14 protein-coding genes are annotated in these 13,996 nt (G+C 41.4%); 4 read left to right on the top strand and 10 right to left on the bottom strand.

Translation table 11 applies throughout. The features are described 5' to 3' along the window. Positions 1 to 69: 69 nt before the first annotated feature. The 9 genes from ruvA to HXT48_RS02970 all read right to left on the bottom strand — a co-directional run bounded on the left by ruvA (position 70) and on the right by HXT48_RS02970 (position 9,154). Positions 70 to 699: a Holliday junction branch migration protein RuvA gene (gene ruvA / locus HXT48_RS03010; protein WP_421793172.1), complete on the bottom strand. Its 630-nt coding sequence runs from the start codon at positions 697 to 699 to the stop codon at positions 70 to 72. 87 nt (positions 700 to 786) lie between these two features. Further along, positions 787 to 1,368 carry a crossover junction endodeoxyribonuclease RuvC gene (ruvC, locus tag HXT48_RS03005; protein ID WP_012914216.1) on the bottom strand — a complete coding sequence of 194 codons (582 nt, stop codon included), beginning with the start codon at positions 1,366 to 1,368 and terminating at the stop codon, positions 787 to 789. Positions 1,369 to 1,374: 6 nt separating this feature from the next. After that, the gene (locus HXT48_RS03000; protein ID WP_004108813.1) at positions 1,375 to 2,133 is read right to left on the bottom strand and encodes a YebC/PmpR family DNA-binding transcriptional regulator; all 759 of its coding nucleotides are present in this window, start codon (positions 2,131 to 2,133) and stop codon (positions 1,375 to 1,377) included. A 62-nt stretch (positions 2,134 to 2,195) separates the two neighbouring features. Then, a complete protein-coding gene (locus tag HXT48_RS02995; RefSeq protein WP_004108811.1) occupies positions 2,196 to 2,852 on the bottom strand; it encodes a CDP-alcohol phosphatidyltransferase family protein in 657 nt (218 codons plus the stop codon). Between the two features lie 183 nt (positions 2,853 to 3,035). Next, positions 3,036 to 5,066 carry a threonine--tRNA ligase gene (thrS, locus tag HXT48_RS02990; RefSeq protein WP_012914217.1) on the bottom strand — a complete coding sequence of 677 codons (2,031 nt, stop codon included), beginning with the start codon at positions 5,064 to 5,066 and terminating at the stop codon, positions 3,036 to 3,038. A 182-nt stretch (positions 5,067 to 5,248) separates the two neighbouring features. Beyond that, complete coding sequence (locus HXT48_RS02985; protein ID WP_004108805.1) at positions 5,249 to 6,142, bottom strand: metal ABC transporter permease; 894 nt, start codon at positions 6,140 to 6,142, stop codon at positions 5,249 to 5,251. Next, complete coding sequence (locus tag HXT48_RS02980; protein ID WP_012914218.1) at positions 6,143 to 7,099, bottom strand: metal ABC transporter permease; 957 nt, start codon at positions 7,097 to 7,099, stop codon at positions 6,143 to 6,145. Between the two features lie 6 nt (positions 7,100 to 7,105). Next, the gene (locus tag HXT48_RS02975) at positions 7,106 to 7,828 is read right to left on the bottom strand and encodes a metal ABC transporter ATP-binding protein (RefSeq protein ID WP_041160582.1); all 723 of its coding nucleotides are present in this window, start codon (positions 7,826 to 7,828) and stop codon (positions 7,106 to 7,108) included. Positions 7,829 to 7,972: 144 nt separating this feature from the next. Next, entirely contained in the window at positions 7,973 to 9,154 is a 1,182-nt protein-coding gene (locus HXT48_RS02970) for a metal ABC transporter substrate-binding protein (RefSeq protein WP_004108796.1), read from the bottom strand. Positions 9,155 to 9,626: 472 nt separating this feature from the next. Here HXT48_RS02970 and HXT48_RS02965 point away from each other — a divergent pair, with 472 nt between their 5' ends. From HXT48_RS02965 to HXT48_RS02950, 4 genes are all read left to right on the top strand, one after another. After that, the gene (locus HXT48_RS02965) at positions 9,627 to 10,766 is read left to right on the top strand and encodes an ADP-dependent NAD(P)H-hydrate dehydratase (protein ID WP_081378937.1); all 1,140 of its coding nucleotides are present in this window, start codon (positions 9,627 to 9,629) and stop codon (positions 10,764 to 10,766) included. A 98-nt stretch (positions 10,767 to 10,864) separates the two neighbouring features. Beyond that, positions 10,865 to 11,515 carry an HAD family hydrolase gene (locus HXT48_RS02960; protein WP_012914222.1) on the top strand — a complete coding sequence of 217 codons (651 nt, stop codon included), beginning with the start codon at positions 10,865 to 10,867 and terminating at the stop codon, positions 11,513 to 11,515. A 180-nt stretch (positions 11,516 to 11,695) separates the two neighbouring features. Continuing rightward, a complete protein-coding gene (locus HXT48_RS02955) occupies positions 11,696 to 12,628 on the top strand; it encodes a LysR family transcriptional regulator (protein ID WP_012914223.1) in 933 nt (310 codons plus the stop codon). A 215-nt stretch (positions 12,629 to 12,843) separates the two neighbouring features. Further along, positions 12,844 to 13,293, top strand: coding sequence for a Panacea domain-containing protein (locus HXT48_RS02950; protein WP_012914224.1), 450 nt, complete (start codon positions 12,844 to 12,846; stop codon positions 13,291 to 13,293). Between the two features lie 198 nt (positions 13,294 to 13,491). Here HXT48_RS02950 and HXT48_RS02945 read toward each other — a convergent pair whose 3' ends face one another. After that, positions 13,492 to 13,947 carry a hypothetical protein gene (locus HXT48_RS02945; protein WP_012914225.1) on the bottom strand — a complete coding sequence of 152 codons (456 nt, stop codon included), beginning with the start codon at positions 13,945 to 13,947 and terminating at the stop codon, positions 13,492 to 13,494. Positions 13,948 to 13,996 lie beyond the last annotated feature (49 nt).

Genomic DNA, 13,996 nt, shown 5'->3' with positions numbered 1-13,996 from the left:
GTATTTAGCGCAGAAGTATACTCTTCACTCACTTCAACTCCCCCAATACTAGATTCTTTACAAACATGATTACCTACCCCTATCAAGTGAAGCTAATGCCATTCGTAAAACATTAGGCAAATCTGCATCAGATATAGGAATTGAAATATTATTCTCTGCACAAACTTGCTCAACTGCTCTTTGAGCGTCAACTTGTCTCCAACCCAATGAAACAAGACCCTCTATTACGCATTGCACGCTAGAATCAACAATCTGCTTATTAGATTGAGTAGAATCATTAGAACTATCTGCCAGTATTGAAGAATCAAGAGAACCCTTCAATTCCAAAATAATCTTCTGCGCACCCTTTTTCCCTAAACCAGGAGCAGAAGAAAGAGAAGTTACATCTCCCTCAGAAATAGCTTGTAAAAGACGATTAACATTCAAAGTTGAAAGCATAGAAAGAGCAACTTTAGGACCAATTCCACTAACTTTTTGCACTTGCAAAAACATTCGTTTAGCAGCTTGAGTTGTAAAACCATAAAGAGTTAAAGCATCTTGCGAAACTTGAAGCGACGTATAAACGCGAACTTCCTGGCCTTCATGCAAAGAAGACAAATCTTGAGAAGGCATATAAGTCTCATAGCCAACTCCAGAAACAACAATAAGAGCAGAACGAGCATCAATTGACGCAACTTGTCCAACAAGCATTCCAATCATAAACTCACTCCCACTTAACAAAAACTCATAGCTTAAAGCACATAAAGTCAAATACAATTATAATAGAACATCTGTTCTATTAATATCCTACATGCCTCGAACGACAGAAGAAGATTTACGCGCCTGAGCTTGAGCTAAAGCCCACTGTTTCTGCGCAGCAGTTAGATGCTGCTCGCGCTCGCCACCTTGTAAAGCACCAGAAGGACGAAGAGCATGACAAATAGCTTGAGCTAAAGCGTCGGCAGCATCAGCAGGAGTAGGCAAAACATTAAGTCCAAGTAGTCGCGCGACCATGCGCTCTACTTGAGGTTTTTGAGCTTTTCCGTTTCCAGCTACAGCAAGTTTAACTTCAGTAGGAGTGTGTAAAGCAACAGGAATATTGCGCTGAGCTGCAGCAAGCATTGCAATACCTGCAACCTGTGCAGTGCCAAGAACAGTATTTCGATTTTCTTGCGCAAAAACACGTTCAATAGACACAGTATCAGGCGAAAAACGCTCGATTTTTTCAACTAATCCATTATAAATCTTTAAAAGTCGCAAATCTTGCGAAAGATCAGGCTCAGACCTCAACACATCGACGTGAATAAAAGAAAGCCGACGCGAGACGCCGGCTTCAATCACGCCGACCCCGCAGCGAGTAAGCCCGGGGTCAACGCCCAAAATCATCATAGGAGACTACTCAGCTTCCTCAAGCTGAGCCATAACTTCATCTGAAGCGGTCCAGTTGCTGTAAATATTCTGAACATCGTCCAAGTCATCGAGATTATCGATTAAGCGAGAAACCTTTTGAGCATCTTCGAAGCTCAATTCAACCTCATTATTTGGATGCATAATAATATCTGCAGAATCATAGTCGAAACCAGCTTCCTGCAAAGCCTTACGCACAGTTACCAAATCACTGGAATTGGTGTAAACAGAATAAACATCGCCATCATCAGCAACATCTTCAGCTCCAGCTTCAGCTGCAACTTCGAAAAGCTTATCGTAGTCAACACCTTCGGATGGAACTTCAATCAAACCTTTACGTTCGAAGTTGAAGCTCACGGAACCGCTTGTTGCCAAAGAACCGTTGCCCTTAGTAAGAGTTGAACGCACATCAGCAGCAGCACGATTACGGTTATCAGTAAGGCATTCAATAATCAATCCAACACCTGCAGGAGCGTAACCTTCGTAAACAATCTCTTCATAGTTTGCGCCGCCAGCTTCTTCACCAGAACCACGCTTTACAGCGCGCTTGATATTGTCAGCAGGCATGGAAGCCTTCTTAGCTTTAACGATGGCATCGTACAGCGTAGGGTTACCATCAGGATCGCCACCACCCAAACGTGCAGCAATTTCAATGTTCTTAATAAGCTTGGCAAAAAGCTTGCCACGCTTTGCGTCGATAGCGGCCTTCTTGTGCTTTGTAGTCGCCCACTTGGAATGACCTGACATGATACTCCTAAAACGTACAGTTAATCAAACGAAACGATTTTATTGCGCTTTCGCGACAAATTTTATTTATCTTTTATATCAAGCCCATGCTTTACTTCAAAAATACGCTGGAAAACTGTAATAATACCGCCAATAGCAAGCAGAATCATAGCAAAACTTAACCAAAAAAGTTGATTTGTAAGACCAACAAGCCCCATAGCAACAAGAATCACAGCAACTCTATCTGCACGAGTTATTAAACCTTTTTTAGGATCTACATTTATTGACTGACCGCGAGCGCGAGTGTATGAAGTTACGAAAGCTGCCATAAGAGCAACCAAACAGCTTAATAATCCCACACACTTTATTGCATTGCCATTCAAAGTTGAAATCCAAGTGCACATATCTTTTTCGTGAGCTTCATACAAACAAATGCATACAGAGGAAAATAATGACCAGTCTGCAATGCGATCGAGAGTTGAGTCAAGAAATGCACCAAATTTTGTGCCGCCTGTTGTCAAAGCAGCAACAGAACCATCTAAACTGTCTGCAAGCACAAAAATAGTTAAAAATATAGTGCCAACAACAAACTGTTTAGTAAAAGCAGTAACAAAAGCAATAATAACTACAGCTATTGTGCCGACAATTGTTACACAGTTAGCACTTATGCCTAATCGGACTAGCAATTTTGCAATTGGAGAAATAGTGCGCTTAAACCCGCTGCGTAATGATTCCAACATTGAATGCAACCTTCCTAGCGTAATCAAGCAAATAAAACTTGGATTCAATAAACAATCCCATATTAGTCAACCATACTATCCAAGCGACTGTAAGAAGATAGTAAAAACCCACACAACGCTAAGAAGTGTGGGCTTTTTATTTACGATTCAGCTTACATTTAGATTTAGGCTAGCCAGCTTAAATCACTTAGTGTAACGCTCGAAATCTTCTGCAGTATTGACCTGAACGCGCTGCTTAATGATGGACAAAATCCACTCTTTAGCTTGCGAAACAGGAACGCCATTCAATTGGCTGCCATCGCGGAAGCGGAAGCTCACAGCATTGTTGTTCACATCCTCTTCTCCAGCAATCAAAGTGAATGGCACCTTAGACTTAGAAGCGTTACGAATCTTCTTGCCGAAGCGATCGTCAGAGTTGTCCATTTCGCAACGAACCATATTCTCTTCCAAATCGCTAATCAATTTTTGCAAGTGTGGAGCGAACTCGTCTGCAACAGGAACGCCAGTTACCTGAACTGGAGCCAACCATGCTGGGAACGCGCCCGCGTAATGCTCGAGCAAAATAGCGAAGAAACGCTCAATAGAGCCAAAGAGTGCGCGGTGAATCATCACAGGACGCTGGTGGCTACCGTCAGCCGCAATGTACTCCAACTTAAAGCGCTCAGGCAAGTTGAAGTCGAGCTGAATAGTAGAAACCTGCCAAGTGCGACCGATTGCGTCTCGAGCTTGCACGGAAATCTTCGGGCCGTAGAATGCAGCTCCACCTGGATCGTCCACGAGTTCCAAACCAGACTCTTTAGCAACCTCTGCCAAAGTATTAGTTGCTTCTTCCCAAATCTCGTCGGAACCGACGAACTTATGCTCATCCTTAGTGGAAAGCTCCAAGTAGAAGTCGTTCAAACCGAAGTCTTTAAGAAGACCAAGCACAAAGTTAAGCAAGCTCTTCAACTCATCGCGCATCTGCTCGCGAGTGCAATAAATGTGCGAATCATCCTGAGTCAATCCACGAACACGAGTTAAACCATGCACAACGCCAGACTTTTCGTAGCGATACACAGTACCAAACTCAAACAAGCGCAAAGGAAGCTCGCGATAAGAACGCTGGCGAGACTTGAAGATCAAGTTATGCATTGGGCAGTTCATTGGCTTCAAGTAGTAGTCAGCACCTTGGCGAGTTACGTTACCGTTTTCGTCGCGCTCTTCGTCAAGCTTCATTGGAGGATACATGCCATCCTTGTACCACTGCAAGTGGCCGGAAGTCTCATATAAGCCACCCTTAGTAATGTGCGGAGTTTGTACGAAGCTGTAGTGATGCTTTCTGTGCTGCTCGCGCGAATAATCTTCCATTGCGTTAATAATTGCAGCACCCTTTGGATGGAATACGGCTAAGCCTGGGCCAATCTCGTCTGGGAAGGAGAACAAATCCATCTCTTGACCAAGCTTGCGGTGATCGCGCTTAGCAGCTTCTTCCATGCGAGTTGTGTAAGCTTTAAGCTCTTCCTTGCTAGGCCAAGCAGTGCCGTAAATGCGCTGAAGCATAGGATTCTGCTCCGAGCCACGCCAGTAAGCTGCAGCCACACGCTCAAGCTTAAAAGCCTTAATGTAACGCGTGTTTGGAAGGTGAGGTCCGCGGCACAAATCGCTCCAAACCTTGTTTCCTTCGCGATCTACATTGTCGTACATGCTAAGCTCATGCTTGCTGATTTCGCCAGAGGCAGCAGGATCAAGAGCTGCTTCCTTATCCCCAATCAACTCCAACTTATAAGGTTGATTTGCTTCTTCTTCGCGCGCTTCGTCCTCTGTTACAACGCGACGACGGAAGCTTTGAGACTCTTTAATAATGTGCTGCATATGCTTTTCGATTTGCTTCAAATCGTCTGGCGTAAATGGAGTATCAACATCGAAATCGTAGTAGAAGCCGTCTTTAATTACAGGACCTACGCCCAACTTTGCGTCTGGTCGAATTTCTTGAACAGCTTGAGCCATCACGTGAGTAGCGGAATGACGCATGATTGCGATGCCATCTTCACTATCAAGGGCCACTGATTCCACGGTATCGCCGTCATGAAGAGACGTGTACAAATCACGCAACTCGCCATTTAAACGCACAGCAATAATATTCTTATCTTCCGCGAAAAGTTGGGCGCCAGTGAAGCTTGCATCCACCTCCTTGCGTTCCTCGTTTACGGTGATGGAGATGGTATTTTCAGCCATAATTGTCCTTTTCTATCGGGGTCTTGCGTTACTAATGTGCAGACCTGGACTTGTGTGGCGTCGATAAACTTACGCGATTAAACAATCAACAAAACGCGCAAAAACGACGTCAATCGCGCGCATTTTTCACGCGCAATTCGTTGACATTCTAGGACAACAGAGCGACTTTTAAAACTCTTTTGCTAAATAGCGTTTTCGGCTACTTTTTCTCGCCTTGCATGCAATCTTGATGAAAAATCATTAATTTTTATAAAAATGCTTTCGCCAATCTTGACTATTAAGAAGAAAGCTCCAGCGCAAATAGCAATAGTGCCACCGGCAGAAAGCTTCAGTATTACAGCTAAAGCTAGTCCAATTAAAGCAATTGAAACAGCAGTAATTACGCATGCAAGTACGAATTTATTTATAGAAGCAATTCTTCCCTTTAATGCTGCAGCAGGAGCAGCAATAAGAGATACTGAAACAACTGTACCAACTGCTGGAATAATAACGGAAACAGTAATAATAATCAAAGCAAGAACCATGCCCTGTATAAAACCTGATCTTCCGCCTGCAGCACGGTAATTAATAGGGTCAAACGAGCAATGCACAAGATTAGCAGAATTAAAAATCCATAATCCCAAAACAAGCAAGAAAGCAACAGAGGCTGAAATTACGTCTGCAGGAGTGCAATTAAGCAATGATCCAGTTAAAAATCCCTCAATACGCAATGGCAATGGAGCAAACCACTTATTTAAAAAGTATCCACTAGCAAAGCCAACAGTTAAAGTAATACCAGCTGCAGCTTGCGAAGAAATGCCTTTAAGATGCGAAAGTGCATACATTACTAAAGAAAGTACAACACACGCAACAGCAGCACCGACAAAAAGCCCAAGCGACAAAATATTTTGATCTATTGTATAAGCAGAAGTTAAAACTACACCTAATACTGCTCCAGGAAAAGCAGCATGAGTAATAGATTCAGTAAAGAATATTCGCTGATTAAGAAGCGCGAGAGAGCCAACAAAACCACATAGAGCACCTACAACAATTGCTTCAACTATAGGTAGAGCAATAATTTGCCAAATACTTACCATCTATTCCCTACCTTTACAAGATTTTGCTAAAACATGCATATCGGTACCGCTTGTATGAGTTTTATGCGCAAAAACTATAGATGAAATAACTTGGAATAGCCAGCGTACAATAAGCACAACTACGAACATTGCACACATGCTTAATGCAATTGCAGCTTGAGGAGAAATAGGATGATCAAGCTCCAAATTCATAACGTACATACCAAGAACAACTCCAGCAATACCAACAAAGATACCAACTGCAACCATGCGCCCAACTGTTCTAGACACTAAACGAGCACTAGCTCCTGGAATAATAAGGTACCCGATCACAAGAAGAACACCAACAGCTGAAGATGCAGAAACAACAACCGCAGCAATACCAACGTTAAGAACAATATCGACAAAAAGAGTATGCACTCCCATTAATGGAGCACTAGCTCGATCGAAAGCAACAATAATCTGCTGTTTCCAAGTTGCCAAAAGCACAATAATTGCAAACAAGCAAATCCACATTGCTTGAGTCATTCGCTCATCAGTGACATCGAGCAGCCTACCAAACATCAATGCCTCGAGCTGACCTGACATATCACCTTTTTTTAGTGAAATTACTACACCAAGAGCAAAGAAAGTAGTTAAAACAGTTGCGATAATTGATTCATTTATGCGAGTTGAACGAGAAGCCCACACTAATGCAGCAACTAAAAATACTGAACAAATTGCAGCACCAGGAATAATTTGATCTATGCCACCGTATAAAGCGCCTACAACAATTCCAGGAAATATGCCATGCACAATAGCTTCCGCATTAAATTCAGCACATCTCAAGTTCACAAATACACCAACGATTCCGCTAGCTATAGATAGAACTATAAGTAAGCAGAACGGGCGAAAAATATAAGGAGCAGAAGCAATAAAATCAAAACCAGGAATTGGTTCCAGAACTTTTCTTAATGACTCAACTAATTGGGCAAGCATTGAAAATCAGCCTTCCGCAATTTCCGAAAAAGTAAGACCTGCAGAAGCAGCAGGCATGCTTCCACCATATGCACGAGTAATATTTTCTTTAGTCATTACTTCTTTAAGCGCGCCAAAAGCAATCTGCTTGCCAGCTAAAAGTAGCGCTTTTTCACAAATAGCATCTGCAATAACTAAATCGTGCGTAGATACAACAAAAGCAATACCTTCTTGCTTTGCTGATTTCATAATATTAAGAAGTTCTCGGCGATTCGGTTCATCAAGACCATTAAAAGGTTCGTCGAGCAAAATAAGCGTTGGCTTTGCAACAATCGCGCGCGCAAGAAGAATGCGCTGGCGCTGACCGCCAGAAAGGTCACCAAATCGCACATCTGCGCGATTGAATAAACCAACATGATTAAGAGCATCCTCAACAGCTTTTTTCTGATCTTTTTTAAGCAATCCAAGAAAACCTGTCTGTCTACTTAAGCCCATTGCAACAACTTGCCGTGCAGTAATCGGGAACGTTAAATCCAAATCAACCTGCTGTGGAACATATCCAATAGACAAAGCCTTAGGCATTTTCAGTTCACCGCGACTTACGCGCACGATACCAATAATAGCCTGCAAAAACGTTGTTTTCCCAGAACCATTTGGACCTATTAAAGCCAAAGCTTCCCCGGCTTGCACACTGCCATTAATACCAGTCACTACAGTTTTATAACCGTATGCCAGGTCGCAATTTTTCATTGCAAGGACGCTCTTATTCACTATATTTCCAGTCTTTTCAGTTTATTAATAAGTATTCGTAACAGTAACTTCTTGCTTTCGCTATTAAACTTTCGCTACTAAAGTTACTGTTACGATACTATTATTTTTACTGTTATTTATATGTTACTTCTTCAATGCAGTCTTAACTGAATCTGGAAGTTCAGGAACATTACCATTCCAAGCTTTCACCAATGTTTCAACATTGTGAACAATGGAACCGATGTAAGTTTCGCCTGCAGATCCGACTGGTCCAAGCGAATCTCCATAAAGTGCGTCGTCGCCAATAACAGCCTTTACTCCTGCTGCTGCAGCAACAGCCTTGATAGACTTGGAATTGTTAGAATTCTCAGCAAAAATCGCAACAGCTCCGGACTTCTTGACATCTTCTGCAGCTTTCTGAATATGATCTGCAGTAGCATCCTGCTGGCTGTTGAAATCAGAAAGTGCTGCACCAATGAACTTCACATTGTAGTCACGAGAGAAGTAACCGAATGCATCGTGAGAAGTGAAGAGAACACGATGCTTTTGTGGCACACTATTCAAAGCTTTAGTTGCCCAAGCATCCAAATCAGTCAAAGACTTAACGAACTTTTCAACATGCTCATCGAAAATAGATTTGCTCTTAGGAAGAGCTTTTCCGAGGAAATAACCGATATTCTTAACCTGAATCATCGTGTTCTTCGTGCTGGTCCAAATATGTGGATCGTACTGGAATTCAGGCTCCTTCTCGCCTTCTTCTGGAGGGAATGGCCACTTTTCAGCATGCACCTTAGCGATACCGCGATCAACCTTGTATGGAAGATCCTTTTCCTTAGCAGTCTCAGCCTTTGGATCCTTGATTTCGTCAGCAGTGAGAATACCGGAAGTTACACCCATAGTGCCCTTAAAACCGGTAGCTTTCACAGCTTGATCCAAGAAGTGCTCGAGATCTACACCAGAAACAAGCATCAAATCAGCCTTAGAAAGAGCTTTAGATTGAGCTGGAGTCATTTCATGCTCATGAGCAGAAGCGTTTGGCGCAAGCAAGCAGGTCAAATTAATTGTTGACTTTGCTTTGTCTTGAGGAGCTCCGATTACAGACTTCTTGCCCTGAGAATCAGTCTTATTGAGGCTCAATCCAGATTTTGCGTCAGCAGTTGAAGCGATTTGAGTTACGTAATCGCAAATTTGAGTTGTAGTTGCCACTACATTTACTTGATTGCCCTTCGCCTTATTTTCGGCATTTTTTGCGGAGCCGCAAGCACCCATAGAAGTTGCTAATAATGCAACCGCAGCTGCAGTTGCGAAAATTCGTGAAGTTTTCACACTCGTTCCTTTCGGGAATCTTTAACTGTTATTGCATGGGTTGATTGTGAGAGGTACTCATGAAAGCTATTCATGAAAAAAATAATCATTCGCAATAACGCTTATAGCATAAGAAAAATATACGTGACGGTCAATAAAAAATGTGAAAAAATATAATTATTTTTGCAAAAATGCGTTTCGTGAATTTTTCATCTGCTATAATGCAAAATTTCAAAAAAGACCATGCTGCTTTCTGCTTTATCTTGCATTAAAAAACGTTAATATACCAACGAAAAAATAAATGTGATTATAACATTTGGACAAATTTATTAATCAGGCATTTTTGTTTATTTTTTACGCAAAACTAGTAGCGACACGCCATAATATTCACGACACGCAGAATAACAAAAAAATTACAAATATTTTCAAAATGTTTACAAATTGTAACAATACATAAGTTTAGACAGTAATACACATGTTTAGCCAACTCTGCATGTGCTTAATGACGATTACACTTAATACTATGTTTGGCAATACAGATGGTATGAATTACATTGCAAAACCTGACAGTTCGCACACTGACGCTAAAAACTCTGCAAATAATGAAATATCAGTAGATATTCATCTTGCTTCCACACCATTGCGCACGCCTCATGCAAGCGATAATAAATATTCAAGAGGCGTTCTAGGCGTAATTACCGGTTCAAACGACTATCCCGGAGCAGCAGTGTTAAGCACAAGCGCTGCAATACATGCAAATATTGGAATGGTCCGTTATTCAGGTCCTCTTCGTGCACAAAATTTAGTATTGCAAGCATCCCCTGAAGTAGTAGCATACGAACAATTAAACGGAAAAATCGACGCAATAACAGTTGGATGCGGCATACCAGACGAAAGCCATTGCAACGACGAAACGGCTTTATCTCAAAGAAAATACATTGCTAGCATACTTGCAAAATACTCCAACGAAAACGAAAACGACAACAAAAACGACAACGCTGAAACGCAATTAAATAACAATCTTCCGCCAATATGCGTAGATGCTGGAGCATTAGACTTACTACCAAAACAAGTTTGCGAAAAAGTAGTTCTCACACCTCACGCAGGAGAATTAAGCTCGCTTTTTACTAGATACGATTTAGAAGTAAGCGCACAACAAATAGCCAGCAACCCAACACACTACGCTCAAAAAGCAGCCGATCTTACTGGAGCAACTGTGTTAGTTAAAGGCGCAACAACAGCAGTTGCATCACCATCAAAATTGCACTCTCCTATTTATATTGCACAATACGCTCCATCCTGGCTAGCAACTGCAGGTTCAGGAGATGTTCTAGCAGGAATTTTAGGAGCATTGCTGGCTCAGCACGAAAAAGATAACGAAAACAACGCGAACAACAACGAGAAAAACAATGCGAACAACAAAAATTACGCACTTATTGCAGCGAGCGCAGCTGTGATTCATGGAGTTTGCGCAGTATTTGCGTCACGCAGTAGCGGAGGAAACAATTACACTCAACTAGTGCAAGACATAGTGAAATCAAAGCGTGCTTTAACTTTGGAACATCCAATTGTGGCAAGCGACATTATAAATGCATTACCGCATGTTCTTGGGATTCTTATTAATATAAAGTAGCGCGCGGAATAATATCAGCAGTGTACAAAATTAACGCATGAAACAAAATACGCGAATGTAAAATAACGTATGAAACAAAATAGAAGGAGTAGAAATAAATGACTAACGCACAAAATATTGAGATCCATGACGTCATGTTTGATTATTGCAGAGTTCTACTCGAATGGAATTGCCGAAACTGTTTGCAAAACCAGTTCCCGAATTTAGTTGATACTATTTGCCCTAATGGAAGCTTTGGAAAGAACGATTTAGCCGGGTTCTATGAATTTGAGGACCGCATGGATGGCGGCGAGCTTTTGAAAGATCTTATGCCTGAATACGAACGTCGCTTTGGAAGCGAACTTGCTGAAGCTTTCCGTTGGTATTGCGCTCATTATGACCAAGTTTTGACACGAATGATGCCTGGAATGGTTGATTTATTGCATGATTTACGTAAAGCTGGATACGGCGTATGGGGCTTAACAAATTGGTCTAAAGAAACTTTCCCACTTGCGTTACGCAAATTCCCAGAACTTTCTACTCTTTTGCAAGGAACCATTATTTCCGGTGTTGAGCATTTGCATAAGCCAGAACCGGAAATTTTTGAACTTGCTATAAGTAGATTTGGATTAAATCCGCAAACAACTGTTTTCTTCGACGATAAGCCAGCAAATATTGATGGAGCTCATAGAGTTGGCATGCATGGATTTGTTTTTACAACTGCAGAGCAAGCGCGTAAGGATTTAGCTTCAATAGGAGTAAATCTTTAATAATTGCTTAAATATTTAGCTTATACTACTAAGATTATATATAAAACTATGGTTATGTGGAACTATGGTTATGACAACTAAGAATTAGGTTATGCCTATACCTTTTGCTAGATTCGTTAGCGGCTCATTTATGTGATTTTTGATGATTATCGTAACTTTTAGCTCACGAAAGAAGCTCGTATGACTTTGCTACAACTGAAGTATATTGTAAAAATCGTTGACTGCGGTTCAATGAATGAAGCAGCACGAGCACTATATATTTCACAACCAGCATTGAGCTCTTCTGTAAAAGAGCTTGAAAGAGAACTTAACATTGAAATTTTCACTAGATCCACTCAAGGAATTGCATTAACAGCTGATGGAGCTGAGTTTTTGACGTACGCTCGACAAGTAATTGAGCAGGCGGATCTTCTTGAAGAACGATACAAAAGTACGAAGCCTCGCCCACAATTATGCAGCGTTGCAACACAACACTACATGTTTGCTGTTGAAGCATTCGTCGATATGATTCGCAGTATTCATTCTAACGAATACGAGTTTTCAATTCGCGAGACGCGCACAAAAAATATCATTAAGCAAGTAAGCGATATGCGCGCAGACCTTGGAATTCTTTATCTTTCTGACTACAACAAGGATGTAATCGGCAAGCTGCTTCGTGAAAAACATTTGGAATTCCACCCGCTTTTCCGAGCAAAATTGCATGTTTTTCTTTCTAGAAATAATCCGCTTGCAGTGCGAAAAAGCTTGAGCTTGGAAGATTTGAAACCGTATCCGTTTATTCAATACGAACAGGGAGAAGAAGGAAGTTTCTTCTTCGCAGAAGAAGCGGTTTGGCCTACTCGCCCACCGAAAAAGATCAACGTTTCTGACCGCGCTACCATTTTAAACTTTATTATTGGGTTGAATGGTTACACTGTTTGCACTGGAATAGATAACGGCGATTTAAACAATGAAAAAATTGTCACTATTCCGCTTGAATGTGATGACACTATGCTTGTTGGCTGGATTACCAACGAGCGCACGAAGCTTTCAAGAGCTTCACTCGCTTATCTTACGCAACTTAAATCTGTGCTTGTAAGACATGGTTACGCGCTTATAGATTCACGAAATTAGTTTATTAACTTACTCGCTTATTAACTTATTGCATGTTGAACTATTAAATGATTAGTTCGCAAAACAACAATCAAATAAGTTGAACTTGCAAAATAACACAAACTAAAAAATAACTCATAATACAAGTTGTCCACATTTCTTTAATCGAATTGACGCTCACTTTTTCCATTCATAAAATCGCTATTAATTTGTTGCAAAGAAAAAGGAGATGCGTGATGGGCATTATTAATGTAGCGGCAAAAATATTGGAAATTATGGGACCAATGACAACTATGAAGCTGCAGAAGCTTGTGTATTATTCTCAAGCGCACAGCTTAGCTACAACTGGATTGTCACTATTTCCGGAAGATTTTGAAGCTTGGACGAACGGTCCGGTTTCATTGGAACTATTTAACAGGCATCGAGGAAGATTCACAATTCGCAAAGAAGAACTACTGATTTCTCTTCCAGAAAGATGCGCAACTTTAGAATATGAGCAGGTCAAGATTATAGAGGAAGTGTGCGCAAAACTTGGAAATCTTACAGGAAATCAGCTCAGCGAAAGAACGCATAAAGAAGATCCGTGGATTCGCGCGAGAATCGGCATATCTGCAAATCAAGGCAGCGAGGAAATAATTTCCAAGAAGTCAATGCGAGATTATTATTTGAAACATCCGATTGCGTAGTAGCAAAATCCTTCTTGAAATAGCACTCGCTAAAAAGTACGTAATCGCAATAGACATAACAGGTAGAAAGTGCAACATACAAAAAGCAGAGAATACACAATGCACAAATTGTAACACACAAATAATTAAGGCGAGCACGTTGTTATTAGCAAGTGCCCACCTTAATCATTAAAAAACATTCTTATTTTATAAGTACATCTAAATCGCAGTGCCGTGCTCGTCAAGGCGCGGATTCTGCCTAGAATTACTAAAGCTAAAGAACAAGCCAAACACGCCTAATGCAAACAAAACGGAAACTACCACAACAAGCACAATAGGCTGGCTAGGAAGCCACATAATCACCAAGAAAGCAAGCGCGGAAAGCAAAATCACAGCCCAGGAAAACACTCCGACAACTTTACGAACAACATTCCAAGTATCATCGCCCAACTGAGATCGCTTAACATTGCGAGCCAGTCTCTCCTCCTCAGCTGTCACGTTAGAAGTTGGCTTCCAAGGACCAGTTCCCCTCTCTTGAAGTCTTCTAGAGCGTTCTTGTAAATTGTATTCGTCAATCATGCCTCCGCGAGCGCGACCTTTTGTTTCATCATATTGAGAAGGAATCCCCTTGCGGCTCTGCCTTTCCTTCGCGCGACGCTCTTTGCGGTTTGCCATGATTGTTCCTTTCTACATTGAATTTTCGTATATCAAGCATTTATGACAC

It is taken from the genome of Gardnerella sp. KA00127, from assembly GCF_049244125.1.
Taxonomy (GTDB): Bacteria; Actinomycetota; Actinomycetes; order Actinomycetales; family Bifidobacteriaceae; genus Bifidobacterium; species Bifidobacterium swidsinskii.
Note: the sequence above shows the minus strand (reverse complement) of the source record. Positions and strands in the feature narration are given on the sequence as shown.

Bases quoted from the DNA above. Each gene is read 5' to 3' on its own strand.
- ruvA (WP_421793172.1), bottom strand. From the start codon at position 699: ATGATTGGAATGCTTGTTGGACAAGTTGCGTCAATTGATGCTCGTTCT.
- ruvC (WP_012914216.1), bottom strand. From the start codon at position 1,368: ATGATGATTTTGGGCGTTGACCCCGGGCTTACTCGCTGCGGGGTCGGC.
- HXT48_RS03000 (WP_004108813.1), bottom strand. From the start codon at position 2,133: ATGTCAGGTCATTCCAAGTGGGCGACTACAAAGCACAAGAAGGCCGCT.
- HXT48_RS02995 (WP_004108811.1), bottom strand. From the start codon at position 2,852: ATGTTGGAATCATTACGCAGCGGGTTTAAGCGCACTATTTCTCCAATT.
- thrS (WP_012914217.1), bottom strand. From the start codon at position 5,066: ATGGCTGAAAATACCATCTCCATCACCGTAAACGAGGAACGCAAGGAG.
- HXT48_RS02985 (WP_004108805.1), bottom strand. From the start codon at position 6,142: ATGGTAAGTATTTGGCAAATTATTGCTCTACCTATAGTTGAAGCAATT.
- HXT48_RS02980 (WP_012914218.1), bottom strand. From the start codon at position 7,099: ATGCTTGCCCAATTAGTTGAGTCATTAAGAAAAGTTCTGGAACCAATT.
- HXT48_RS02975 (WP_041160582.1), bottom strand. From the start codon at position 7,828: ATGAAAAATTGCGACCTGGCATACGGTTATAAAACTGTAGTGACTGGT.
- HXT48_RS02965 (WP_081378937.1), top strand. From the start codon at position 9,627: ATGTGCTTAATGACGATTACACTTAATACTATGTTTGGCAATACAGAT.
- HXT48_RS02960 (WP_012914222.1), top strand. From the start codon at position 10,865: ATGACTAACGCACAAAATATTGAGATCCATGACGTCATGTTTGATTAT.
- HXT48_RS02955 (WP_012914223.1), top strand. From the start codon at position 11,696: ATGACTTTGCTACAACTGAAGTATATTGTAAAAATCGTTGACTGCGGT.
- HXT48_RS02950 (WP_012914224.1), top strand. From the start codon at position 12,844: ATGGGCATTATTAATGTAGCGGCAAAAATATTGGAAATTATGGGACCA.
- HXT48_RS02945 (WP_012914225.1), bottom strand. From the start codon at position 13,947: ATGGCAAACCGCAAAGAGCGTCGCGCGAAGGAAAGGCAGAGCCGCAAG.